The organism is Lysinibacillus irui (assembly GCF_028877475.1).
In the GTDB taxonomy this organism is placed as follows: Bacteria; Bacillota; Bacilli; order Bacillales_A; family Planococcaceae; genus Lysinibacillus; species Lysinibacillus irui.
In genome coordinates, this window is record NZ_CP113527.1 from 4,229,062 (window position 1) to 4,255,220 (window position 26,159).

The following is a 26,159-nucleotide window of genomic DNA, read 5'->3' on the forward strand; positions in this document are numbered from 1 at the left end:
CCTTACTTACTCACTTCCTGCTTCATTTCAATATAATGTTTTAATTGAGGTTTAATTTCATGAAAATGATGTGATTTGATTGCTGCAATTCGCTGTATTCGCCACAAATCAATTATGCTGTTCTGCTTTATTAATGCATCAATAACCTTATAGCAGCGACGTATTTGAAAATCTTGAACAGTTTCGGTAATGTCGTTCAATAACTCATTTGTACTTGGTAACTTATCTAAGTGATGCTCTAAGTTTCCCGATATGCCTAATCTTCTTCCTAAAATGGATTTCGTTATTCTTATTGGTTTAAGCTCTTGTAGTAGTTGTTGATGTAGTCTTTTTATTTGCTGCACATATTGCTGATCTCGCTTCGACCAATCTACAGATCTTGTTGGTTTATTCCTTAGCTGTACTTTAGGTAGCACGCTCTCTAAATAACTTCGGTCATAATGATATAAATACATATACTGTTTTGCAATTTTTTTTCGTAATGCTGTACGAGATAGATTTGGGTTCTGTTGAATTTCTTTTAGCAATTCTTGTTTATATTGTCCTAATTTATTAACATCGTATTCATGACTTTCTACTTGTATTAATTCGACATTTCCATTTAAATACCTTTTAATTGTTTTAGAATCTACACCTAAAATTTTCGCCATCGCTCTAATGCTCCATTTTTCTTTTGCAAGAGCTTCTAATTTTTTTATCCATACCTTACCAAACACTTTTACTCGACCTATTTCAAACATATCTTTTGTATGCTTTCTTGCATAAATAAAACCACACGAACAGGTAAATGTACCAATCAAACTTTCCAATTTATAATCTCTTGTTACTTCTACATTTGGAATAACTAATTGCTTGTAATGAGATGCGGCCATATTTAAACAAGGGAATGGACCTTTTCCAAAAGCTCCTGTGTCATCGCTCTGATTAATAAGACTATCTACATCTTGTTGTAAAAAATAAAGTAAAAGTAAATGGCGAAACGGATGTACATGACGTTTCATATTGCGAGTTAATATTTTTAACCAATTATATTCATCTTTCTCATTTAATTCGCTATCATAGCACTGTAAAAAGTTATAGGGAAAAATATTTTTAATAGCTTGATACAACCCATATTGACGAACTTGATTCGACGCAGTTATTAAATTATACTCTCGCAATAACGCTTTATATTTAGAATTAATATTTTCTCTTGAGATTGAATGCAACGGTAAATGAAGCAATTTGTAGGCCTGCTTTGCTAAATATACTGACATTTCTTTATGTGGATCAATCTCATATAACTCTGATAAATTCATATGGTTTAATTCGAAACGAATATACTCAATGCGACTATCTTTGGTTACCGAGTATTCTCTTAATAGAACTTCATGGTGAGGACAATAATCTATTCCTTGTAGTTGATGCTCACGATGAATATACGGCTCTCCATATTGCTCTGTATCTGATTTTGCACAAATAGCACAATAATAGATACCGTTTTTAATACAAATGCTTCCAGCGACCATTCCTAGCCTTGTATAAAGTGCCTTACCATCTTCTCTTACATCGTTTAATATTTCTTGTTGACGCTGCTTCGACAAAAATGAAGCATAATAAGGATAAATTGTGTGGTTAGCCAATAGTGATTCTACAGAATATTGAGCACCTAGTTTTTCTGCTAAAACAGAAAAATAACTACCAATTCCTACACTCGGTATCACAGAACGATTGTCAAACAACTCTTCCAACGTATCTTTACAATCAATATTGCCGCTATAAAAATGATACCGGGCAATTGCTGAATATATTAATTCATTTGGATAAGGATTTGTAAAAAACGGTAACATCTTATGTCCCCCTAGGAATACTCGACTTATTTCTATAATGCCGATATAACTAGCTTTTCAGACATAAGATGTACCGTTAGTTATGAAAGAGTGTCATAAATCATTAAATAAACTCCTCTAAAAACGGTTTTATATATCCATTTACTTGTAATAATTCATACGGATGCTTTTTTCTTTCTAAAGCTTTTGCTCTTAACCTTACTAAAGGTAATAATTCATTTTTATGTGTACGATTTAATTTCTGTTCTTTTTTCTTTTGATTTAAAGTCATTGCATTCTGTATAGCTTCTAACTTTAAATTGTTATATTCACTTTCAATTGGCTGGTTATCTACAACTTTGTAAACTACCTTTCTTATATCATTAGGATTTAAGGTATCGAAAATTCCTAATGAAGCAATCTCATAACTAAGATTTTCCGTTATCTCTAGTCGTCTGTACTGAAGAGTATTCTGACGCTCTGTCATAGCTTCCTTGACTTTACCCTCATATTCGGTATTCTTCTTATGATTAATCATAAGATCATCTAGATTAATCATAATATCCTCATACTTATACATTGCCTTTAGGTCATTTGTACGTAATGCATTCATCATTGGTTGTATAATTTTCATATCTTCTCTTGCTGTTTTCTTTATTACTTTCGGTGTAATTCTTTCTTCTCTATTTTCTTCATCAAATAAAGCTCTTTCTTGAGCTAAAATGAACAAGTTAACTGCTACCGAAGTAATTCCTTGGCATTCCTCATAAAATGTTTTTTTCAACTCTTCTGTTAGTTCCGAATGAATCTTTAAACATTGAAATGCCCATAGAGTTTCTAAGAAGAATTCCCATTCTTCACTATCTTCTACCATACGATCCCATATAATTGAACCATCACTTGCTGCACGGCGAGCTTGTCGGAAGTTCCCTTTAAATAGCTGTTGTGCTTTCGAGGTCCCAATTAATACTGTTGGTATACCTACTGTGTTTGATAATGTCACAAAGAAATTTAGCATTTCTTCCTGGTCATTTTTTGAATGAAGTAAATGTTGAATTTCATCAATGACAAGAACGCCAATCCCGTACATACTGGCTAATGATGTCATGTGTAATAACATTGTTGAGGTAACTCGATTTAAATAACCGAATTTCTCTAAATAACGTGTACCTAATAAATCATCAATTGCTTTGAAAAAACTTTTGCATAAGGTAGATAAACTACCGTCATACGGACAATCTATTTTAAGCCAAACGATTTGAGTGCGATTAAAAGGATGTCCTTCATACAGTTCATGCTTAATGACTTGAGGATACATTAACAACAAACGTTCAATTGCGGTTGTTTTACCGATACCTGAGATGCCAATAATCGATAGACTATCTGCTGTTGAACGAATATGGTTTAAGCGTTCATCAATATATTGATGTGCCTGCTCTTCATCCTCACGTAGGTGATGCAATATTCGAATCCGTTCAAGGAATGATTTATCTAACGGATTACGGGCTAAATAACCACGACGAATCAAAGTCGATAACCGACGCTCTACTTCAAAATGGATTGGCAACGGCTGAATGAAGTTTTTCACACGTTTTAAAACATGATAACGAATATTCGCTGCACTCTTCTTATCTTGTTCACTAATACGTGGAGTCACCATAAAACGATCCAACACATCATCTTCATCAAAGATTGGCGGTAGGGCTTCAATAAAAGGATTATGAGCATATTCAATAAGCATTTGAGTCTTATAACTTGCTTCTTCCATATCTCCTTTTAAGACGACATTATTCATCTTTTCCAAATTCCTCATCTCGCTTCCTCTTTAATTTTTCCATAAGACGTGATGACTTCTTTTGTGGTTGCTCTTCCAGTTTTATTCTCGATGTAAAATCTATGATTTCTGTTGATTGTCCAGCTACAGTGGGTGACAAATCAAATTTTTCTTCCTCGCGATTAGCTTGTTTTTCATTCGCTTTATTATCTCGAATCGCAGCTAGTTTTTCTTTTTTACTTGTTGGCTGATGTAGGGCTTGTTTTTTCTTTTGCTCTGCTGCCTTAATAATTTGATCCATCATCGTATCTGTATTAATTGTCAGTTGCACTTGCTTAGAGCGTTCCTCTTCCTCTAATTCATTTCGTAACTGTTGCTGAAAAACAACTTCTTCTAAAAAGTCCAATTTATATTGCTGGCTAGGCTCTAATAATATGCACGTTTCATAATCCATTCCGTTATCATTCGGGATATAAATTTTGTCTAAATGACGTGGATCATACACAATATCAATACTTTTGTTTTTCAGCTTTGCATACCATTGTTCTTCGATTGCTCGTTTTGATCCATATAATAAATTTTTGAACTTGATACCTGCTCGTGAAATTGTGGCTTTACCACGTGGCAACACATTTAAACGTAAAATATCCCTATCTACTGTTCGAAGACGACCTTTCCGATTTTGAATACCCCAGTTCCATAAATTTATAGGAGTTGGCACAATGCCCTCTGTAATCATCGCTTTTTCCATTGGATACTTATCAATGATTTTATGGTTATGCTGAAGCATCATCGTAATGATTAATGCCGTAAACTCCTTTAAATTCAGTGTAGCATCGAGCCTATAATCTCTATCTCCGCGCTCTCGATATTCTTTTTGAATAGCACCAGGCGCTTTCTGTTTTACTTTGCCATTCATTGTACGGAATTTACGTTCAACGATACCTTTTAAATCCCCTCGATACGCTGTTGTATTTTCGATTTTGATATTTAGATTATTAATAAGACCAGCTACTGCGTAGCCTTCAAATTCGCCTCTGTCAGCGATAATTATTTCGGGTAAATGATATGTTGGCCATTGCTCATCAGTAATCTCAATATCATATTGCTTACAAAATTCAACCTTATCAGCAACCATATTATCTAAAGCCATCATTGCTCCTAACCAAGACGGGCCTTCCAATCCTACATATATCCCTGTAACGATACGTGAATATACGTCAATAATTGCATAAACAACAGGTCTACCTATAATTCTATTTATATCAAAAGAACTGACCAAATAAATATCCGCAATCGTTGCATCGATTTGAAAGCGTGTGCCAGGTCCGTTTGTTTCAATTTTAGAATTACTTAAAATAGGACGATGTTTTAACTCGTATTCCTTAGCACTTTTACGAAATTCAATATCTTTTTTAGGGTCTTCAAGCTTTTTAAACCAGTAGTAAAATTGATGGTATGAAGGAATACGATTTGCTTCCCAAATACGATATTGAATTTCTCCCTCTTCTTTATAACGGTCTGCATAAAAATCACGCAAAATAAAATGGTACACATCTTTTAACGAATAGTTATTGGCTTTGCGGTAGTATTTATTAATGGCATGTTCAAATTGCGTCTTAATCTCCTCAGTTATATTAATGCCACTCCGATATTCACCATTTACCGTTACTCTACGTGGGCGACCAACCTTATCATGGCTAAGATTTTTAGTCTTCCCTCGACCACCTGAATTTGCGTAATCGGGTAACATAGCATTTTTGTTCATACCACGTTGCCAATAGCGACTTAGCAGTTTTTTCACCTTTGTTTTGCCTAGTCCACTCTCGGCGGTAATCTCTACTATTTTTACTTCACGTCCCTTTTTCTTTAGTAGCTCTTTCATATTAGGGAGGATAAAATTTTCTACAGTTGCCCAGTCCTCATCTCGTTTGCTAATTTGAACAGACGTTAATTCATCATCTGGAATTGCTTTTGCAAAAGGATCGCTTATTCTCAATAATTCACCTTGCTCAAGCTCTATCTCTAAATGGCTATATAGCTCTCTTTTAGGCATAGCACTCGTTGTGTCGATATTAACTACATAGGCGTACGATTCTTCAATTTCAATAATACGAATGCGTTGTGAATCTGCTGTATATTGAAGTACTTGATTAATATAAATCAACCGTATTTCACCTTCTTCAACTTGCTTTCATCTATTGATTGAATAACAACTATTTGTTCCACGTTTAACAGCTCTAACATGTCTACCCGAATAATTTTCTGTGCAAGTAAATGATAGAATAGCGTCATACCACTTCCTAAGGGCATATGTGTCTCTTTATCAAATACATTTGTAACTTCTCTAATGTTTTTGCTTTCACTTAATATACTTTGTAACAGTGCCATTGCTAAATCTTCAATATGCTGTTGGTTCATATTTTGAAATGCATCATATTGTTGAATATCATAATAATCATGAATATAGCTAATATTCCGAGCCATTTCTTTAGGAATCTCCAACTCTGTTACAATGCCCCAATCAATTTGCCTTCGCTCCCAATAAACTCGTTCAATCTCAAACTTTTCAATAACTCGTTGTTTTAGTAGCTCATCTTTCATTTTTATTGTTCGTGCAAGCTCTACTAACCCATTTCCTTTTTCTACCGTTAATAAAAAATCCGTTGTCATTACAACTGGCTCATTCGTTTTAGGGTCTGTAGGATGTTTTAGACCTAATTCATCAGCAATGACAATTGTTTCTTCCAACGGCAATAAAGGAAATTGTTCTCGAATATCAACAACAAAATCCGAATATTCGGTTAAATAAAAGTAGTTTCGTTCCAAATCTGATAAAAATTCGTGCTGCCTTTTTGTTTTAATCCCTTTTAAACGAGTGGATCTTCCCAATGAGGAAACATCTTGAATATTTAACCACGGTTTATAATCGGCACCAATTCCCGAGCCACGACCTTCTTTAATCCACTTTTCAACTTTAGATGTTCTAGTTCTTTTAGACATAAAAAACACCCCTTTGGCTAAATAATAACCAAAGGGGTAAAGCTTCGCAACTTTTTTACAATCGTCGCGACTTTATTTTAAACATCGCATCTTTTTTATAAACATCACGACTTTATTTCAAATCTACACTCACAACTTTTTTAACATAAAACCTTACTCAACAGTTACTGATTTTGCTAAGTTACGTGGTTTATCCACATCACAGCGGCGGTGTAGAGCAGCATAGTAACTAATTAATTGTAGTGGCACTACAGATACAAGTGGTGTTAGTAATTCGTGTACATGTGGAATTACTAGACGGTCACCATCTTCGTCAATGCCAGCCATTGCGATAATACATGGATATGCCCCACGAGCAGCTACTTCTTTAACATTACCTCGGATGTTTAGCCCGACAGATGCTTGTGTAACAAGTGCAAACACTGGAGTACCTTCTTCGATTAAGGCAATTGTTCCGTGTTTTAGTTCTCCACCAGCAAAGCCTTCTGCTTGGATGTAAGAGATTTCTTTTAGTTTTAATGCCCCTTCAAGGCTTACATAGAAGTCCATATTACGGCCGATGAAGAATGCGTTGCGTGCGATTTTTAAGTAGTCTTCTGCGATATCTTCTAATACATCTTTTGAATCAATGATTGTTTGGATGCCATTTGCAGCAATCGCAAGCTCTTGTTTTAAATCAAATTCTAAGCCTTTACCATTTGCCTTTGCTGTTACATAGGCTGCTAAAGCAAGAACCGCTACCTGTGCAACATAAGCTTTTGTAGAAGCTACTGCAATTTCCGGACCTGCATGCAATAACAACGTATGATCTGCTTCACGTGATAGTGTGGAACCAGGTACATTTGTAATTGTTAATGTTGGGTAACCAAGCTCTTTAATTTTCACAAGCACTTGACGGCTGTCTGCTGTTTCACCTGATTGAGTAATAAAGATAAATAAAGGTTTTTCTGAAAGTAATGGCATATTGTAGCCGAATTCACTAGAAATATGAACCTCTACTGGAATACCCGCCATTTTTTCGAAATATTGCTTACCAATTAATCCTGCATGATAGCTCGTGCCTGCCGCGATAATATATAAACGATCTGCCGCTCGTAATGCCTCTAAAATCTCTGCGTCAATCGTTAAATCGCCATTGTCCCCTTCATATGCTTGAATAATTTTACGAATAACTGTAGGCTGCTCATCCATTTCTTTAAGCATATAGTGAGGATATGTTCCTTTTTCAATATCACTCATATCAAGCTCAGCTGTATACGGCGCACGCTCTACTACAGAACCATCTAATTTTGTAATTTCAACACTTGCTTTGTGTACGATAACTACCTCTTTATCGTGAAGCTCTACGTATTGATCTGTTACTTGTAGCATTGCCATTGCATCTGAAGCTACAACATTGAAGCCTTCACCAATTCCAACTAGAAGTGGCGATTTATTTTTCGCTACAAAGATCGTATCTGCCGCTTCTGCATCCAATAGTGCAAGTGCATATGAACCATGTAATAGAGATAGAGTTTTACGGAAAGCATCACCTGTGCTCAGGCCTTCTTTCACAAATAACTCTACTAATTGGACGATAACCTCTGTATCTGTATCAGATTTCATTGGAATGCCTTTTAAATATGTTTTTTGTAATAAATGATAGTTTTCAATAACGCCATTATGGACAAGTGTAAAGCGTCCTGATGCACTTTGATGTGGGTGAGCATTTAAACGATTTGGCACACCATGTGTTGCCCAACGAGTATGACCAATACCAATTTTAGCTGCAACTTCCTCATCTACCGCTTCACGTAAGTCGGCAATACGTCCTTTTTCTTTAAAAACCGTTACGCCTTCTTCATTGCGAACTGCAATACCCGCTGAGTCATAGCCACGGTATTCTAGTTTTTCTAAGCCCTTTAATAAAATTTCCTTTGCATCTGATTCCCCAATATATCCTACAATTCCACACATAATTTTTCTTCCTCCGATATTGTCAATTTAATGCAATGACAAATTAGACCTCATCTTATCGAACTTTTTTGAATGGACAAGCTATACTTTATTTTTTATGAAAAATAAAGCCTCCTGTACATGCAAACAAATTACTCATTCAGCCATTCTGAACCGAGCTCTTTCGATATGTGAAGTTTCTTCTATTTATCTTTTGCTTTTAACTATACCTTTTTCATTTTCTGTACATTCAATCACTTAAATGCTTTCAAAATGAAAAATGACAATCGGGTATGTCGATCGGGAGGCATCCGCCGAATTTTCGATAATCCTCCACCTCGTCTGCTGAAGATCTATTCGTCCGATTTCTTCAGCTCAGGCGCTATAATTGTTTTCCGATTTTACGCTTTCTTCCCCTCCTTATGCGCTCGTTAAAGAACAAGGTCGGACCTCATCTTCAACTTCTCCATCATACTCAATCATATGCTATCCGTCAAATTTTCGTTATAAAAAAGACCTATTCATAATGCTTTTTCGTGACAATTATGTAAACAAAATAATATTAGCTATCATAAAAGAGTTACCAATTGATATGATCAAATAACATATGAATTCATTTACAGGTCAACGCCAGAGCCATAAAAAAGCACAAGCAACTTCATGCTTGTGCCCGCTTTTTATTTACTACCCAATAATTTAACGATTTCTCTATTAAAGGCTGGGAGGTCATCTGGTGTTCTACTTGTTACAAGCTGCTTTTGACAAACAAAGACTTCTTCATCATGGAATATTGCCCCAGCATTTTCTAAATCTACTTGAATGGATTTATAGCCTGTTGCATCACGACCATTTAAAGTCTTAGCTGTAATGAGCAGTTGTGGTCCATGACAAATGGCAAAGGTAGGCTTCATATCATCCATAAAGGATTTAACAAATGCCACTACACGATCATCCGCGCGTAATATATCAGGAGAAAAACCACCAGGGATAAAGAGAGCATCGAATTCTATAGCTTTTACCTCATCAATGCCTTTATCGATTTTTACGGTCGCTCCATGTTTCCCCTTTACTTCCTTACCTGCTTCCGTATCAATTGTTACTAGCTGATGTCCAGCCGCTTCTAAAGCTTCTTTAGGACTTGTAAATTCAATGTCCTCGAACATATCCGTAATAACTGTAGCAATTTTAGCCATATCAATAAAACACTCCTTGTTATTGTGACTCCTTATTACTGTTCCCCATCTCACTTATTTAAAACATTTTTACAAATAAGAAAAACCCGATCTCCTGTAAATGGAAATCGAGTTTCTAATTAACACTATTCTGTTAAACCCATTTCTTGACGTACAACGTCCGCAATACGCTCAACAAAATGCTCACAATCATTTTCTGTTGCAGCTTCCACCATAACACGTACTAGTGGCTCTGTACCTGAAGGACGTACTAAGACACGACCATTGCCTGCCATTTCAGCTTCTACATCTGCAATTACAGCTGCAACCTTCGTATTATCCGTCACAGCATGCTTGTCTGTTACGCGAACATTAACAAGACGCTGAGGGAATATTTTCATGTCAGCAGCAAGTTCTGAAAGCTTTTTACCTGTCGCTTTCATAATATTAACAAGCTGAATTCCTGTAAGTAAACCATCACCTGTTGTATTAAAATCTAGAAAAACGATATGTCCTGATTGTTCGCCACCTAAATTGTAATCATTGGCACGCATTTCCTCGACAACATAACGATCTCCTACAGCTGTCTGTACACTTTGCATATCATTGTCTGCTACAGCTTTGTAGAAGCCCATGTTGCTCATTACTGTTGAAACAATTGTTTGCTTCTTCAAACGTCCAACCGCATTTAAATGCTTACCAATGATAAACATAATCTGGTCCCCATCAACAATTTTACCGTTTTCATCTACAGCAATTAAACGGTCGCCATCACCATCAAATGCTAAACCTACATCTGCATTTTTATCTAAAACAAATTTAGCTAATCCCTCTGGATGTGTTGAGCCTACACCATCATTAATATTTAAGCCAGTTGGGGAAGCACCCATTGTAGAAATGTCAGCTTCTAGATCCGCAAATAGATGTGTAGCCAATGATGATGTTGCACCATGTGCACAATCTAGTGCGACATGGATACCATCAAATTCTTCATCCACTGTTTGCTTTAAGTATTGAATATATTTTTGACCACCTTCGAAGTAATCACTTACAGAACCTAATTCTGCGCCGATTGGACGTGGTAATGTATCCTCTTGAGCGTCCAGTAGTACTTCAATTTCCTCTTCTTGTGCATCAGTTAGCTTAAAGCCATCCGGACCAAAAAATTTAATGCCATTATCAGCAACTGGGTTATGTGAAGCTGAAATCATGACGCCTGCATCTGCGCTCATAATACGAGTAAGATATGCCACACCTGGCGTTGAAATAATACCCAGACGCATTACCTCTACTCCAATTGATAAAAGACCAGCAACAAGTGCACCTTCAAGCATTTCACCTGAAATACGTGTGTCACGACCAATTAAAACCTTTGGACGGTCAGTTGCATCCTTTGTTAAAACATAGCCACCTATACGACCAAGTTTAAATGCAAATTCCGGTGTTAATTCACTATTCGCGACGCCACGGACGCCATCTGTTCCAAAATATTTACCCATTCTACTTATTCTCTCCTTCAATGCAAGACTGTGCCTAATGAATAAATTCATTAGATACTTGTCCGCCTACTTTTGGAAAAGTCTGTTTTGTTCATTCATTGGTAATTATTAACATTCCTATCAGCCAGTTTGTTTGGTGAAAGAATAATTCCTACTCACCAAAACAAACTCCGATTGGATTTTTGATTTAGAATCAAAATAAAATTATAGTCACATATTGTTTAAGAATCAATATCTTCCGTTTCCTCAGTTGGCGTATTTTTATCAGTAGTAGTGTTATCATCAACCTCATCAGTTTCTTCAGTTGGAGGTGGCGGTAACTGTGGCGTTTCCTCTGTAGAAGCTGGTGTTTTCGGTTGTTCCTCTTTCTCTACCTTTGTAATATCTGCCTTCACTTTTATTTTTTTGTCAGATATTTTTGTTACACCATCTGGTAATTTTACATCAAATTCATATGTTTTGGACTCTGTAATTTTTGACAGGTCAACTGTAATTGGTATTTCAGTTAAACCATCAATAATTGATTTTCTACCAAATACTTTAATCATTTTCGGTGTAAATGTTAATGAATTAATCGTAATGTCTTGTGCCGCTTGCCCTGTTTCCCTGAGCACAACAGGTATCTCTCGACTATATTCTTCGATATCTACTTGAACCTTAACTGTTTCAGGTTCAATTGTCACATCTAACTTATTTAAATCTCGATCTAATACTTTTACTGCTGCCTCCTGTGAAAATGACTGAGTAAGACCTTGTTCACCTGTAACAGTAGCTTTTACATAGCTTATGCTTTCAATAGCACTTTTTGCACCCGTCACGTAAACGGTAGGAGGATTGGCTGTCATATCTTTTAATATATAACCTTCTTGGATGAGACGCTTATTCATTTCAGGGTCAACACGGAATTCCTGTGTGACCTTTTCCTCAATATTCACATGAACTGTTGCAGGGTCTAATGTAACCTTTAACTTATCAGAAATATTTTCGTATTTTAGCTTTACATCATGTTCTCCAATCAATAAATTGCTTAAATCAACAAATATAGAAAAGTCTTTTGCGGCTTTTGCTTTTAAAACCAGAGGCATTGGACCTTCAATGGTAACATCGACTGTTTCAGGTAAGCCTGATACAATAAGATTTTCATTATCGTAATAAACATCTACTGGAACATCACGAATGACATCTGTTTGTTCGTTCGTTGTTGTTTTACTTATTGGAGATAGCTCAGTACGAACTGAGAAAAAAAGCAAAAATGCTAAAAATAGCGCGATGATTCTTAATACCCAAGGGCTATCCATCATTTTATCCATTCTTTTTCCCCCTCCAAGTCAACTTAGAGGCTGCATTAGATTCCTGTGCTGAACCGAACCACATTTTGCGTAACAGTGTTTCGAACTCCTCTAGAGAAAGATTGCGATGTAGATTACCGTTTAATGTAAGACTAATTGCACCCGTTTCCTCTGATACAACAATTGTAATAGCATCTGTAACTTCACTTAAACCAAGTGCAGCACGGTGACGTGTCCCTAGCTCTTTTGAAATAAACGGACTTTCAGAAAGTGGTAAATAACATGCTGCTGCCGTAACTTTATCTTTTTGCATAATAACCGCTCCATCATGTAGCGGCGTATTAGGTATAAAGATATTAATGAGAAGTTCTGACGAAATTTCAGCATTTAGTCCTATACCTGTTTCAATATATTCATTAAGACCCGTTTCTTTTTCTATAGAAATTAACGCACCAATTCGTCGTTTAGCCATATAACTAACAGACTTCTTCATAGCCTCAATGAGTCTTGTTTGTTCTTCTTCTTCTTGACTAGATGAACGTTGGAATAGCTTTCCTCGGCCAATTTGTTCTAGACCACGTCTGATTTCAGGTTGGAATATGATAATAATCGCTAAGAAACCAAACTCAATGACCTGTTGTAACATCCAGCCTAGTGTTTGTAACCCTAAAAGGTCTGTTGCAATTCGTGCAATAATAATGACGAAAATTCCCTTAAGTAATTGGACAGCCTTTGTACCTTTAATGAGGGTTAAGACTTTATAAACAACGTACCAAACGAGCAGTACATCAATGAAGTTAATAACAATATTCACAGGAGTTAAATCCGTGAAATGTTCGATAATTTGCACGTGGCATCCCCCACTTTTCATTGCGAATCCATACACATTCAAGTATATCACATTCTTAACAAATGTAACTTTTTTCAAATAAAAAGTCTACTCTAAAGAGTAGACCTTTCAGCCTCTCACGTGCACTATTTTTTAGGACGTATAGAGTGTTATTTAGTTTCTTCTTTTTCCTCAAATGTCATGGCCGTCTTTACAGAATTTTTAATCGTATACCAAAGCCATTCAAATACTTCGTCAATTTCCTCAATTCTTCCGGAAACTACCGCTGAAGATGCCATATATTGCCCGTTAATCACTGTGACGTTGCCATCAACTTCACCTTCAACAATCAAATCGCCGTTTTTCACAACAATATCACCCTTCACCACTTCTCCTTCAGGTACAATCACCGTTTGACCATCCACAACTAAATTTGGTTGTTTGGTTACGGAGAAATGCTGATCATCCATGAAGCTACCTAATAATGTAGCACTCATAAATAAGCAAAATACTGCTGCTGCCACAAAAAACGGATGCCGGCGTATCCATTTTTGTATACCTACTCGACTTTTTGGCTTAGGTAAACGAGCCATTACTGCTACTTCAAAATCCGGAGGCGCTGTAATATGGGAAGCACTCTTCACAAAGGCGATTGTTTCACTCAATTCTTGCATCAACTGTTTACAATCATTACATGTATGCAAGTGTTGTTTCAACTCTTGCTCATGCTCACGACTAATGTCACCGTCTAAATAATCATGCATATAGTCTATAATATGCTCTGGACAAGTATTCATGACGCTCCCCCTCCTACAGATTGTTTAACTGTTTACGTAATGCCTCACGTCCGCGGTGAATCCTTGTTTTCACCGTTCCAAGCGGCATATCTAAAATCTCGCTAATCTCTTGCAACGATAACTCTTCTATATACTTCAATACTATAACTGAACGGTATTTATCCGGCAAACGTCCAATTTCATATTGAATGCGATCTTGCAGCTCCATTTGCTCTAACTGCTCCTCTGGTAGCTGGTCGTCTGCTGCGATTTGCGAATACATATCAAGCCCTTCTGTACCAGCTACTTCTGCATCTAAATAATAATCCGGTTTCTTTTTTCGAATACGGTCAATGCAGAGGTTTGTCGCTATGCGATAAAGCCACGTCGAAAACTTTCTTTTCTGATCAAATGTATGCAAGTTCATATAAGCACGCACAAAAGCCTCTTGAGCAATGTCTTCGGACTCTTGTTTGTTGCCTAACATTCGATAGCATACTTGGTACAGTTTGTGCTGATAGAGACTCACAATATCGGCAAATGCGTTTTGATCGCCTTTAAGCACTTGTTTTATTCTCTTATTTACTAACGCATCCATCGTGTTGACTTCTCCACCTTTACAACTGTCTTATACTATACGACCCATCGATAAGAAAAGTTTCGTTTTAATTTAATTATAGCAAAAGATTTTTATGCAATGTGGCAACAGGCAATTTTTTGTAAAATTTTCTTTAAACTAGTGTTTCTCCAAATAATGATCCCATTAATGCAACAGCTACATTTGCCGTTGTATTCTTCTCATCTAAAATTGGATTTACTTCTACAAACTCCGCTGATGTTACCATCCCAGATTCCTGTAGCATCTCCATTGCTAAATGACTTTCACGATACGTAATTCCTCCTGGAACAGGCGTACCAACCCCTGGAGTATATAGCGGATCTAATCCATCTAAATCAAGAGATAAATGTAAACCATCAACATTACGCTCTTTTAAATAAGCGAGTGCATCTTCCATGACACGCGTCATTCCAAGTCGGTCAATCTCATGCATTGTATAAACTTTGATGCCTTGCTCTTTAATCAAATCACGCTCACCAGGATCTACTGAACGAGCTCCGATAATAATAACGTTCTCTGGTTTAATTTTTGGAGCATAGTTGCGAATTTGGACTAAACGTTCGTGACCTAGTCCGATACTAACCGCTAATGGCATACCATGGATATTACCTGAAGGTGTTGTCTCAGGTGTATTTAAATCCGCATGAGCGTCATACCAAATAACACCAAGGTTTTTATAATGCTCACCTAGTCCCGCTAATGTCCCAATCGCAATACTGTGATCTCCACCAAATACAAGCGGGAACTTTTTCTGTTCCACTACTTCATGCACACTATTAGCTAAAGCAGTACTAACCTCCACTACTTCCTCTAAATTAAGTAATTTTTCATCTACTGCGGCATCCGCTTGCTTTTGGCTAACACGAATATCCCCTTGATCTTGTACTTCGTGTCCAATAGCTTCTAAACGTTCTACAACCCCCGCATAACGGATAGCACTAGGTCCCATATCTACACCACGACGTGCTTGTCCGTAATCTGTTGGTACTCCAATAATAGAAATATTAAGTTTATTCATGTTTTTATACCCCCTAAAAGTTATAAGATTATTGTAAAGCCTACATACCACTTGGCTCAACTCGACAAAAACATGCATATTTATTCAAATTTAGAGAACATAAAAAAATCTCCTACTGTTTTCAGTAAGAGATTAGTTATCAGTAATTAATATAACACTTTTGAATGTATTTTATTCTAAAAAAGTGAGCCATGAAGGACTCGAACCTTCGACCCTCTGATTAAAAGTCAGATGCTCTACCAACTGAGCTAATGGCTCATAAAAGAAAAATGGCTGGGGTACTAGGATTCGAACCTAGGCATGACGGAATCAAAATCCGTTGCCTTACCGCTTGGCTATACCCCAATCATTTATAAAACTGGTGGAGGGGGACGGATTCGAACCGCCGAACCCTAAGGAGCGGATTTACAGTCCGCCGCGTTTAGCCACTTCGCTACCCCTCCGGAATAACACAATAATGGTGGAGGATGACGGGCTCGAACCGCCGACCCTCTGCTTGTAAGGCAGATGCTCTCCCAGCTGAGCTAATCCTCCATAGAAACAGGTGTTATGTCACAGTTTATTTTCTTTTTAAAGCCTATGTTTTAATGGTGACCCCTACGGGATTCGAACCCGTGTTACCGCCGTGAAAGGGCGGTGTCTTAACCACTTGACCAAGGGGCCATTCTTATGTCTTAAACAGGACAAGACTTATAATAACATCTTTTCCTAATTGTTGCAACACTTTTCTACAAAAAAATTTTTATGTACAACAGAATCTTAAAAATGGACAAAAAAATGGCTCCGAAGGCAGGACTCGAACCTGCGACAACCTGATTAACAGTCAGGTGCTACTACCAACTGAGCTACTTCGGAACAATACTATTCAATTCGGTTTTAAACAACCTCTTAAGTACATTTCTTATTATAGCAAGCATTCTAAATAATGCAACACATTTGGTGAAAATTTTTATATTTTTTTGTCGAAGGATGCTTACAGATTAATTCAATGCATAATAGTTCTCTATTATATCTAATATTTCTATTTTACGTACTAAATATTCTTGCTGTATATTATTGTAATTGTTAAAATAAAAATAGTTTTATGAATTTTCTATCAAATTTCCTGGGGGAGGAATGTTCTTATGGTATCAAATGATTTAATTGCACCTGAGTTTTATAACATCACAGAGGAATTAGAAAAGTTTTCGCAGGATAGTGATCGTCAAGCAATACGTTGGTTAAATACACAACAAGAGAGAAGAACAGTTTCATATGTTGAACTTGTCCAAAAAATGAACCAATACGCCAATGCGTTTACGAAGATAGGGCTTCAAAAAGGGGATCGCGTTTTAGTTATTATACCTCGCCTACCAGAAGCCTATTTCGTTTTTCTTGGCTGCTTAAAGGCTGGCATTGTTCCTATTTCATGTTCAGAAATGCTACGTGCAAGTGACTTGGAATATCGTATGGAACATTCTTCTGCTAGTGCCGTTATTGCCTATGAGGCATTTACTGGTGAGGTTGATCAAATAGCTTCTACTGTAGACGCATTAAATAACAAATTAGTTATCGGTAGTGCAAAAGAAGAATGGACTTCTTTAGATGAATTAGCAAGTACACAGCCAACTACATTTACAGCTGTAGCAACAAAACGTGATGATATGGCATTCCTTTCGTATACTTCAGGGACAACCGGTAAACCTAAAGGTGTTGTTCATTCACATGGCTGGGGATATGCACATATTCGAACAGCTGCTTCAAAATGGCTTTGCGTTCGTGAAGGTGATTTAGTTTGGGCAACTGCAGCCCCGGGATGGCAAAAATGGATTTGGAGTCCTTTCTTATCCACAATCATGCTTGGTGCCACAGCATTCGTTTATCATGGTGGGTTTGATGCAAAGACATACCTTCAATTAATGCAAGAGGAAAAAATTAATGTCCTATGTTGTACACCGACTGAATATCGTATCATGGCGAAAATTGATAATCTACAAGACTATAATCTTTCCTCTCTCCGTAGTGCCGTTTCTGCTGGTGAACCATTAAATCGTCCAGTCATCGAAACCTTCATGAAGCATTTTGGACTTAAAGTACGAGATGGTTACGGGCAGACAGAAAATACATTATTAATTGGTACACTTGAAAACACTGAATTACGTCCAGGATCAATGGGTGTTCCAACACCAGGTAATATTGTACGTATTATCGACAATGAAGGTAATGAAGCACCGGTTGGCGAGGTTGGTGATATTGCCGTTCACAAATCCTCCCCTGCTCTATTTAAAGAATATTACAAGGAGCCTGAACGTACTCAAGCAGCATTCCGTGGTGATTGGTATATTACTGGTGATCAGGCAAAATGCGATGAGGATGGTTACTTCTGGTTTGAAGGTCGTGGAGATGACATTATTATTTCATCTGGTTATACCATCGGACCATTCGAGGTAGAGGATGCCTTAAACAAACATGAAGCTGTACAAGAGTGTGCAGTTGTTGCCGCGCCAGATGAAATTAGAGGGCATATTGTAAAGGCCTTTATTATTTTACGAGACGGCTTCAAGGCCCGTGATGAAGAAGAGTTAATAAAGGAGCTACAAGAGCATGTAAAAACGTTAACAGCGCCTTATAAATACCCTCGAAGTATCGTCTTTATTGATGAGTTACCGAAAACAACATCCGGGAAGATTCGCCGTATTGAACTTCGAGCTTCTACTGTTCATACGCATTCATAACAACATATTGAAAATAAAAAGGCGCTCCTTTTAAGGAACGCCTTTCTTACTATATACAATTTTTTTATCAGCTTAAATAAAAAAAGCCACTACTGAGTGTATCAGCAGCGACTTTTTGCGCCTAGCGACGTCCTACTCTCACAGGGGGAAGCCCCCAACTACCATCGGCGCTAAAGAGCTTAACTTCCGTGTTCGGTATGGGAACGGGTGTGACCTCTTTGCCATCATCACTAGACTATGTTCGACCTTCAATACACGGCGTATTACTCCGTCAGCTGCTCTCGCTCAATCAGTCACGTACATTAGTACGCTCCCTCAATCACTCGGTTGCTTCCTTGTTCTACTTGTGTCTTGAAGCTCTCTTTTTTGAAAGATTATTCTTTCAAAACTGGATAAACGGTGCATTGAATGCTTCAAACAATTTGGTTAAGTCCTCGATCGATTAGTATTCGTCAGCTCCATGTGTCACCACACTTCCACCTCGAACCTATCTACCTCATCGTCTTTGAGGGATCTTACTTACTTGCGTAATGGGAAATCTCATCTTGAGGGGGGCTTCATGCTTAGATGCTTTCAGCACTTATCCCGTCCACACATAGCTACCCAGCGATGCCTTTGGCAAGACAACTGGTACACCAGCGGTGTGTCCATCCCGGTCCTCTCGTACTAAGGACAGCTCCTCTCAAATTTCCTACGCCCACGACGGATAGGGACCGAACTGTCTCACGACGTTCTGAACCCAGCTCGCGTACCGCTTTAATGGGCGAACAGCCCAACCCTTGGGACCGACTACAGCCCCAGGATGCGATGAGCCGACATCGAGGTGCCAAACCTCCCCGTCGATGTGGACTCTTGGGGGAGATAAGCCTGTTATCCCCGGGGTAGCTTTTATCCGTTGAGCGATGGCCCTTCCATGCGGAACCACCGGATCACTAAGCCCGTCTTTCGACCCTGCTCGACTTGTAGGTCTCGCAGTCAAGCTCCCTTGTGCCTTTACACTCTACGAATGATTTCCAACCATTCTGAGGGAACCTTTGGGCGCCTCCGTTACCTTTTAGGAGGCGACCGCCCCAGTCAAACTGTCCGCCTGACACTGTCTCCTGCCCCGCTAAGGGGCATGGGTTAGAATTTCAATACAACCAGGGTAGTATCCCACCGACGCCTCCTTCGAAGCTGGCGCTCCGAGATCTCTGGCTCCTACCTATCCTGTACAAGTTGTACCAAAATTCAATATCAGGCTACAGTAAAGCTCCACGGGGTCTTTCCGTCCTGTCGCGGGTAACCTGCATCTTCACAGGTACTATAATTTCACCGAGTCTCTCGTTGAGACAGTGCCCAGATCGTTACGCCTTTCGTGCGGGTCGGAACTTACCCGACAAGGAATTTCGCTACCTTAGGACCGTTATAGTTACGGCCGCCGTTTACTGGGGCTTCAATTCGCAGCTTCGCTTGCGCTAACCACTCCTCTTAACCTTCCAGCACCGGGCAGGCGTCAGCCCCTATACGTCACCTTACGGTTTTGCAGAGACCTGTGTTTTTGCTAAACAGTCGCCTGGGCCTATTCACTGCGGCTCTCATGCGCTTGCACGCTCAAGAGCACCCCTTCTCCCGAAGTTACGGGGTCATTTTGCCGAGTTCCTTAACGAGAGTTCTCTCGCACACCTTAGGATTCTCTCCTCGACTACCTGTGTCGGTTTGCGGTACGGGCACCTCTCACCTCGATAGAGGCTTTTCTTGGCAGTGTGAAATCAGGAACTTCGTCCATACGGACTCGCCATCACAGCTCAACGTTACAGTGTGCGGATTTGCCTACACACACGCCTTACTGCTTGGACGCGCATAACCAACAGCGCGCTTACCCTATCCTACTGCGTCCCCCCATTTCTCAAACGGTGAGGAGGTGGTACAGGAATATCAACCTGTTGTCCATCGCCTACGCCTGTCGGCCTCGGCTTAGGTCCCGACTAACCCTGAGCGGACGAGCCTTCCTCAGGAAACCTTAGTCATACGGTGGACGGGATTCTCACCCGTCTTTCGCTACTCATACCGGCATTCTCACTTCTAAGCGCTCCACCAGTCCTTCCGGTCTGACTTCAACGCACTTAGAACGCTCTCCTACCACTGACATCGTAGATGTCAATCCACAGCTTCGGTGAATCGTTTAGCCCCGATACATTTTCGGCGCAGCGTCACTCGACCAGTGAGCTATTACGCACTCTTTAAATGATGGCTGCTTCTAAGCCAACATCCTGGTTGTCTGTGCAACGCCACATCCTTTTCCACTTAACGATTACTTTGGGACCTTAGCTGGTGGTCTGGGCTGTTTCCCTTTTGACTACGGATCTTATCACTCGCAGTCTGACTCCCGTGTATAAATATCTGGCATTCGGAGTTTGTCTGAATTCGGTAAACCGGGATGGCCCCCTAGTCCAAACAGTGCTCTACCTCCAGTATTCTCATCACGAGGCTAGCCCTAAAGCTATTTCGGAGAGAACCAGCTATCTCCAAGTTCGATTGGAATTTCTCCGCTACCCACACCTCATCCCCGCACTTTTCAACGTGCGTGGGTTCGGGCCTCCAGTAAGTGTTACCTTACCTTCACCCTGGACATGGGTAGATCACCTGGTTTCGGGTCTACGACCACGTACTATTTCGCCCTATTCAGACTCGCTTTCGCTGCGGCTCCGCCTTCTAAAGCTTAACCTTGCACGTAATCGTAACTCGCCGGTTCATTCTACAAAAGGCACGCTATCACCCATTAACGGGCTCTAACTACTTGTAGGCACACGGTTTCAGGATCTCTTTCACTCCCCTCCCGGGGTGCTTTTCACCTTTCCCTCACGGTACTGGTTCACTATCGGTCACTAGGTAGTATTTAGCCTTGGGAGATGGTCCTCCCGGATTCCGACGGAATTTCACGTGTTCCGCCGTACTCAGGATCCACTCAGGAGAGAACGAACTTTCGACTACAGGGCTTTTACCTGCTCTGGCGGACCTTTCCAAGTCGCTTCATCTAACTCGCTCTTTTGTAACTCCGTATAGAGTGTCCTACAACCCCAAGAGGCAAGCCTCTTGGTTTGGGCTCTTCCCGTTTCGCTCGCCGCTACTCAGGGAATCGATTTTTCTTTCTCTTCCTCCAGGTACTTAGATGTTTCAGTTCCCTGGGTCTGCCTTCAAGACGCTATGTATTCACGTCAAGATACTACGCGATTAAACGTAGTGGGTTCCCCCATTCGGAAATCTCCGGATCAAAGCTCACTTACAGCTCCCCGAAGCATATCGGTGTTAGTGCCGTCCTTCTTCGGCTCCTAGTGCCAAGGCATTCGCCGTGCGCCCTTAATAACTTAACCTACAGCTTTCAATACATATCGCATTTCGTTGTCAGCTTCACTCGTTCAATCAGTCACGTACTGAAGTACGCTCCTTCATTCACTCGATTGCTTCCTAGAACTGCTTGTGTCTTGAAACCTTACTAATGTTATTAAGCCTATAAAAAACTTAAAAAATAAATGTGTTTGTTACAATTTCAATGTCGTTTTATCCAGTTTTCAAAGAACAAAGTTACTGCCTGCTTCTACTTCTTCGCAGCTTTGCGACGAAAGCGTAGCGACAGGAGCACATATTTGAAGTATTTCATTCGGAAGAATGAACCTTCAAAACTGAACGCAAAACGTAATCTTACAAACCCAAGGTTTGTATTCCGAAATAATCCTTAGAAAGGAGGTGATCCAGCCGCACCTTCCGATACGGCTACCTTGTTACGACTTCACCCCAATCATCTATCCCACCTTCGGCGGCTGGCTCCAAAAGGTTACCTCACCGACTTCGGGTGTTACAAACTCTCGTGGTGTGACGGGCGGTGTGTACAAGGCCCGGGAACGTATTCACCGCGGCATGCTGATCCGCGATTACTAGCGATTCCGGCTTCATGTAGGCGAGTTGCAGCCTACAATCCGAACTGAGAACGACTTTATCGGATTAGCTCCCTCTCGCGAGTTGGCAACCGTTTGTATCGTCCATTGTAGCACGTGTGTAGCCCAGGTCATAAGGGGCATGATGATTTGACGTCATCCCCACCTTCCTCCGGTTTGTCACCGGCAGTCACCTTAGAGTGCCCAACTAAATGATGGCAACTAAGATCAAGGGTTGCGCTCGTTGCGGGACTTAACCCAACATCTCACGACACGAGCTGACGACAACCATGCACCACCTGTCACCGTTGCCCCCGAAGGGGAAACTATATCTCTACAGTGGTCAACGGGATGTCAAGACCTGGTAAGGTTCTTCGCGTTGCTTCGAATTAAACCACATGCTCCACCGCTTGTGCGGGCCCCCGTCAATTCCTTTGAGTTTCAGTCTTGCGACCGTACTCCCCAGGCGGAGTGCTTAATGCGTTAGCTGCAGCACTAAGGGGCGGAAACCCCCTAACACTTAGCACTCATCGTTTACGGCGTGGACTACCAGGGTATCTAATCCTGTTTGCTCCCCACGCTTTCGCGCCTCAGCGTCAGTTACAGACCAGAAAGTCGCCTTCGCCACTGGTGTTCCTCCAAATCTCTACGCATTTCACCGCTACACTTGGAATTCCACTTTCCTCTTCTGCACTCAAGTCCCCCAGTTTCCAATGACCCTCCACGGTTGAGCCGTGGGCTTTCACATCAGACTTAAAGGACCGCCTGCGCGCGCTTTACGCCCAATAATTCCGGACAACGCTTGCCACCTACGTATTACCGCGGCTGCTGGCACGTAGTTAGCCGTGGCTTTCTAATAAGGTACCGTCAAGGTACAGCCAGTTACTACTGTACTTGTTCTTCCCTTACAACAGAGTTTTACGATCCGAAAACCTTCTTCACTCACGCGGCGTTGCTCCATCAGGCTTTCGCCCATTGTGGAAGATTCCCTACTGCTGCCTCCCGTAGGAGTCTGGGCCGTGTCTCAGTCCCAGTGTGGCCGATCACCCTCTCAGGTCGGCTACGCATCGTCGCCTTGGTGAGCCGTTACCTCACCAACTAGCTAATGCGCCGCGGGCCCATCTTATAGCGACAGCCGAAACCGTCTTTCAGTGTTCCACCATGAGGTGGAACAGATTATTCGGTATTAGCCCCGGTTTCCCGGAGTTATCCCAAACTATAAGGTAGGTTGCCCACGTGTTACTCACCCGTCCGCCGCTAACGTCAAAGGAGCAAGCTCCTTGTCTGTTCGCTCGACTTGCATGTATTAGGCACGCCGCCAGCGTTCGTCCTGAGCCAGGATCAAACTCTCCATAAAAGAAATTTGATTAGCTCAAATTGTTTTGCTGGCATCAATTTTGATGTCCAAAATTTTGTTTTGTTCACTAACCGAAACTAGTTACTTAAAACTTTATTGATTACGTTTTGCTTGTTCAGTTTTCAAGGTTCATGTTGTTGATTTCTCTGTCACCTCTTGGCGACTTATACATAATAACATCGATTATTCATGAAAGTCAACAGTAAATCATAAGTTTTTTTAAAGAGATTCATTTTTTCTTTAAAATTTTAGAAACGGGGTTATTATTATGGTCCGCAAAACGTTGATTTCACTGCTTTTTATCGTAACTCTCTTTGTTTTTCTAAAGCCTATAAATTCAACGATGATTTCTGTATTTAATATTGCTAATGCACCAGTAGTAGTCACGAAAGGACATTATGGTACGTCTCTTATTGTTGAGATTTCATTCTCAGATGACTCTCTATTAGAATGGCTCCAAACGGTAAAAGAACCTTATCCACTTTTACTTTTAGATACAGATTGGATTAAGCGTTCCCCCGAACATATAAAAATCATACATGAACGAAAATTACCTACGGGGTTGCTTGGCCCAGAAGATTCAACAGATGAACCAGTAGACATTGCTCTCATAGAAAAAGAAATTAATACCTATGAAAAATATTTGAAGGAAAAACCACTGTGGTTCGCTACTCGGAATCATCAATATTCACAGGACCTGCAAAAATCTCTGTTTCAGCAACAAATGAATTTATTGTCACCTTCTCTTATTTGGCAAGGTGAGAAGACTCCAAAATTGCAAAAAGGCGATTTTGTATTTTTCCCGCTCCATCAAAACAATAAAATACCTTTTAAAGATCTAAATAAACTTATACAACAAAATAAGTTTATGTCAATTGAAGAAAATATATTTGGCTATAAGGTTCAAACAAAAAAATCCCCATAAAAAAATTGCCTCCATTAGTAGAGGCAATTTTTCTTATGCATTTTTTGCTTGTTGACGACGTGCTTTGCGACGTGCTTCTAATTTTTGACGATCTTCATCGGATTTTGCATTATATTTCGGTAATACTAATAATTGATACGCATTAACAGCCAATAACGGGAATAATAATAGCGCAACATATTCATTAATGTTTTCATCACGACCCATTAAAGCAATTGTCCATTCCAATGTTGTAATCACAATCATAAAGAAAAGGGCAGAAATTAATACATGTTTTTTTCCTGTTAATTTTACTTTTTGGACCGCTGTCGCTAATGCTCCAAAAATGAGAACGATCAATAAACCCGTATAAAATAACCAGCTTTGCCCATCCTTTACCCCCGGTACGAAACGGAAGAAGACAATATCAAAAATAGTAATTGCGATTAATAAAAGCTGTACCCAATTCCATAATGTCAGTGTTCTAAAAATATTTACACCTACTTGATGAAGTGTTAAATAAGCAAAAAAACCTGCCTGTGCAATAACACTCATTGTAAAGCCTAAGAAAACCATCCATAAAAGACCAGCAAAAAACTCGCCCCATTGACCGTTTACTATGTAGGGTTGGAAGAATTCCCAGCGAATAAATAAACTAAAAACTCCGTTGACTACACCACCAACGAGCATTGCAAAGAAGAAAAACTTTGCCCAATTTCGTATCGTCACAACTAAAAGTCCCCCAATTTCTCAATATATCTGTCCTTATTTTATCAATGCATTGTTAAAAAAGCTAATTCTCATCCTATCCAATACATAAAGTCATCAGAAATGTGAACAATAATTGAAAGAGTCTATCTAGAGAAAGGACTGATTGTCGATGCGAAAATTCATCTTATTATTGATTTTAATGCTTTTTCTTTCTGCCTGTGCACAAGATAAAACCTCTACCATGTCCTATGATGAAATAAAAAAAATCATGATCGACTCTTTACAAACAGAGGATGGTAAGAAGGCATTGCGACAGCTTTTAGAAGAGCCAAGTTTCCGTGAGCTTTTGATTTTAGAGCATGATGAAGTGAAAAAGGCTACAGAAGAAACATTACTTTCCAAGGAAGCAGAAGACTTTTGGAAGAAAACCTTTGAAGATCCAAAATTTAAAGAAACTGTTGCGAAAAGCATGCAAAAACAGCAACAGGATATTATGAAGGAATTAATAAAAGATCCTACTTTCCAAAAGGATATGGAGGCTTTTTTCGGGCAACCTGATATGCAGAAGCAGTTAGAAACCATCCTAAAATCATCCAATATGCGCAAGCAAATGGAGGAAGTCGTGAAGGATACAATCGAAAGCCCTTTAATGCAATCTAAATGGCAAGAACTTATTAAAAAGAGTGGCGGCGGCGAAACGGGTTCATCTGGAAGTGGCGATAAGAAGGAAGCAAGTGGCGATAGTGGTGGCGGTACGGATAAGGAGCAAAAAGGCACTGAATAACCAGAATAGCAATATAAAAACCGGATTTTCCCCAAAGTGGAGATTATCCGGTTTTT

At 39.6% G+C, this 26,159-nt stretch carries 16 protein-coding genes, 6 tRNA genes and 3 rRNA genes; 3 read left to right on the top strand and 22 right to left on the bottom strand.

Annotated elements, in window-relative coordinates; all coding sequences use genetic code 11:
• Positions 1–2: 2 nt before the first annotated feature.
• The 18 genes from OU989_RS21295 to OU989_RS21380 all read right to left on the bottom strand — a co-directional run bounded on the left by OU989_RS21295 (position 3) and on the right by OU989_RS21380 (position 16,577).
• Positions 3–1,829, bottom strand: coding sequence for a TnsD family Tn7-like transposition protein (locus OU989_RS21295; RefSeq protein WP_274794922.1), 1,827 nt, complete (start codon positions 1,827–1,829; stop codon positions 3–5).
• A gap of 103 nt (positions 1,830–1,932) precedes the next feature.
• Positions 1,933–3,621, bottom strand: coding sequence for an ATP-binding protein (locus OU989_RS21300; protein WP_274794923.1), 1,689 nt, complete (start codon positions 3,619–3,621; stop codon positions 1,933–1,935).
• Positions 3,596–5,749 (bottom strand): transposase, encoded by a 2,154-nt coding sequence (locus OU989_RS21305; RefSeq protein WP_274794924.1) that lies wholly within the window; start codon positions 5,747–5,749, stop codon positions 3,596–3,598. Before OU989_RS21305 ends, OU989_RS21300 begins: the two co-directional genes overlap by 26 nt.
• The gene (locus OU989_RS21310) at positions 5,746–6,585 is read right to left on the bottom strand and encodes a TnsA endonuclease N-terminal domain-containing protein (RefSeq protein WP_274794925.1); all 840 of its coding nucleotides are present in this window, start codon (positions 6,583–6,585) and stop codon (positions 5,746–5,748) included. The genes OU989_RS21305 and OU989_RS21310 overlap by 4 nt, the downstream gene beginning before the upstream one ends.
• A 153-nt stretch (positions 6,586–6,738) precedes the next feature.
• A complete protein-coding gene (glmS, locus tag OU989_RS21315) occupies positions 6,739–8,541 on the bottom strand; it encodes a glutamine--fructose-6-phosphate transaminase (isomerizing) (RefSeq protein ID WP_274794926.1) in 1,803 nt (600 codons plus the stop codon).
• A 656-nt stretch (positions 8,542–9,197) separates the two neighbouring features.
• Positions 9,198–9,713, bottom strand: coding sequence for a type 1 glutamine amidotransferase domain-containing protein (locus tag OU989_RS21320; protein WP_274794927.1), 516 nt, complete (start codon positions 9,711–9,713; stop codon positions 9,198–9,200).
• A gap of 125 nt (positions 9,714–9,838) precedes the next feature.
• Complete coding sequence (gene glmM, locus OU989_RS21325) at positions 9,839–11,191, bottom strand: phosphoglucosamine mutase (RefSeq protein WP_274794929.1); 1,353 nt, start codon at positions 11,189–11,191, stop codon at positions 9,839–9,841.
• Between the two features lie 221 nt (positions 11,192–11,412).
• The gene (locus tag OU989_RS21330; protein ID WP_274794930.1) at positions 11,413–12,501 is read right to left on the bottom strand and encodes a CdaR family protein; all 1,089 of its coding nucleotides are present in this window, start codon (positions 12,499–12,501) and stop codon (positions 11,413–11,415) included.
• Positions 12,494–13,330 carry a diadenylate cyclase CdaA gene (gene cdaA, locus OU989_RS21335; protein ID WP_274794931.1) on the bottom strand — a complete coding sequence of 279 codons (837 nt, stop codon included), beginning with the start codon at positions 13,328–13,330 and terminating at the stop codon, positions 12,494–12,496. The genes OU989_RS21330 and cdaA overlap by 8 nt, the downstream gene beginning before the upstream one ends.
• A 149-nt stretch (positions 13,331–13,479) precedes the next feature.
• Positions 13,480–14,106, bottom strand: a complete 627-nt coding sequence (locus OU989_RS21340) for an anti-sigma factor family protein (protein ID WP_274794932.1) — start codon at positions 14,104–14,106, stop codon at positions 13,480–13,482.
• Positions 14,107–14,119: 13 nt separating this feature from the next.
• A complete protein-coding gene (gene sigW, locus OU989_RS21345; protein WP_004225410.1) occupies positions 14,120–14,683 on the bottom strand; it encodes an RNA polymerase sigma factor SigW in 564 nt (187 codons plus the stop codon).
• 133 nt (positions 14,684–14,816) lie between these two features.
• On the bottom strand, positions 14,817–15,722 hold the full coding sequence (gene rocF / locus OU989_RS21350) for an arginase (protein ID WP_274794933.1): 906 nt from the start codon (positions 15,720–15,722) through the stop codon (positions 14,817–14,819).
• Positions 15,723–15,907: 185 nt separating this feature from the next.
• Positions 15,908–15,980, bottom strand: a tRNA-Lys gene (locus tag OU989_RS21355).
• Positions 15,981–15,992: 12 nt separating this feature from the next.
• Positions 15,993–16,067: transfer RNA gene (locus OU989_RS21360), tRNA-Gln, on the bottom strand.
• Positions 16,068–16,081: 14 nt separating this feature from the next.
• Positions 16,082–16,165: transfer RNA gene (locus tag OU989_RS21365), tRNA-Tyr, on the bottom strand.
• A 15-nt stretch (positions 16,166–16,180) separates the two neighbouring features.
• Positions 16,181–16,256, bottom strand: a tRNA-Val gene (locus OU989_RS21370).
• Between the two features lie 54 nt (positions 16,257–16,310).
• A tRNA-Glu gene (locus OU989_RS21375) sits at positions 16,311–16,385 on the bottom strand.
• A 115-nt stretch (positions 16,386–16,500) separates the two neighbouring features.
• Positions 16,501–16,577: transfer RNA gene (locus OU989_RS21380), tRNA-Asn, on the bottom strand.
• A gap of 269 nt (positions 16,578–16,846) precedes the next feature.
• Between OU989_RS21380 and mbcS the strand changes: the two genes are divergently transcribed.
• A complete protein-coding gene (gene mbcS / locus OU989_RS21385) occupies positions 16,847–18,436 on the top strand; it encodes an acyl-CoA synthetase MbcS (protein WP_274794934.1) in 1,590 nt (529 codons plus the stop codon).
• 119 nt (positions 18,437–18,555) lie between these two features.
• On the opposite strand, the gene rrf is transcribed toward mbcS, so the two are convergent.
• From rrf to OU989_RS21400, 3 genes are all read right to left on the bottom strand, one after another.
• Positions 18,556–18,671, bottom strand: a 5S ribosomal RNA gene (rrf, locus tag OU989_RS21390).
• A gap of 187 nt (positions 18,672–18,858) precedes the next feature.
• Positions 18,859–21,786, bottom strand: a 23S ribosomal RNA gene (locus OU989_RS21395).
• 366 nt (positions 21,787–22,152) lie between these two features.
• Positions 22,153–23,704, bottom strand: a 16S ribosomal RNA gene (locus tag OU989_RS21400).
• Together the 16S, 23S and 5S rRNA genes form the textbook arrangement of a ribosomal RNA operon.
• A 268-nt stretch (positions 23,705–23,972) precedes the next feature.
• On the opposite strand from OU989_RS21400, the gene OU989_RS21405 reads away from it, so the two are divergent.
• Positions 23,973–24,629 (top strand): hypothetical protein, encoded by a 657-nt coding sequence (locus tag OU989_RS21405; protein WP_274794935.1) that lies wholly within the window; start codon positions 23,973–23,975, stop codon positions 24,627–24,629.
• Between the two features lie 33 nt (positions 24,630–24,662).
• On the opposite strand, the gene OU989_RS21410 is transcribed toward OU989_RS21405, so the two are convergent.
• Positions 24,663–25,337, bottom strand: a complete 675-nt coding sequence (locus tag OU989_RS21410) for a KinB-signaling pathway activation protein (protein WP_274794936.1) — start codon at positions 25,335–25,337, stop codon at positions 24,663–24,665.
• Positions 25,338–25,488: 151 nt separating this feature from the next.
• Between OU989_RS21410 and gerD the strand changes: the two genes are divergently transcribed.
• A complete protein-coding gene (gerD, locus tag OU989_RS21415; protein WP_274794937.1) occupies positions 25,489–26,103 on the top strand; it encodes a spore germination lipoprotein GerD in 615 nt (204 codons plus the stop codon).
• Positions 26,104–26,159 lie beyond the last annotated feature (56 nt).

Coding starts and splice junctions, on each gene's coding strand:
- OU989_RS21330 (WP_274794930.1), bottom strand. CDS start 12,501: ATGGATAAAATGATGGATAGCCCTTGGGTATTAAGAATCATCGCGCTA.
- OU989_RS21300 (WP_274794923.1), bottom strand. CDS start 3,621: ATGAGGAATTTGGAAAAGATGAATAATGTCGTCTTAAAAGGAGATATG.
- OU989_RS21320 (WP_274794927.1), bottom strand. CDS start 9,713: ATGGCTAAAATTGCTACAGTTATTACGGATATGTTCGAGGACATTGAA.
- OU989_RS21295 (WP_274794922.1), bottom strand. CDS start 1,829: ATGTTACCGTTTTTTACAAATCCTTATCCAAATGAATTAATATATTCA.
- gerD (WP_274794937.1), top strand. CDS start 25,489: ATGCGAAAATTCATCTTATTATTGATTTTAATGCTTTTTCTTTCTGCC.
- glmS (WP_274794926.1), bottom strand. CDS start 8,541: ATGTGTGGAATTGTAGGATATATTGGGGAATCAGATGCAAAGGAAATT.
- mbcS (WP_274794934.1), top strand. CDS start 16,847: ATGGTATCAAATGATTTAATTGCACCTGAGTTTTATAACATCACAGAG.
- glmM (WP_274794929.1), bottom strand. CDS start 11,191: ATGGGTAAATATTTTGGAACAGATGGCGTCCGTGGCGTCGCGAATAGT.
- OU989_RS21405 (WP_274794935.1), top strand. CDS start 23,973: ATGGTCCGCAAAACGTTGATTTCACTGCTTTTTATCGTAACTCTCTTT.
- rocF (WP_274794933.1), bottom strand. CDS start 15,722: ATGAATAAACTTAATATTTCTATTATTGGAGTACCAACAGATTACGGA.
- sigW (WP_004225410.1), bottom strand. CDS start 14,683: ATGGATGCGTTAGTAAATAAGAGAATAAAACAAGTGCTTAAAGGCGAT.
- OU989_RS21340 (WP_274794932.1), bottom strand. CDS start 14,106: ATGAATACTTGTCCAGAGCATATTATAGACTATATGCATGATTATTTA.
- OU989_RS21310 (WP_274794925.1), bottom strand. CDS start 6,585: ATGTCTAAAAGAACTAGAACATCTAAAGTTGAAAAGTGGATTAAAGAA.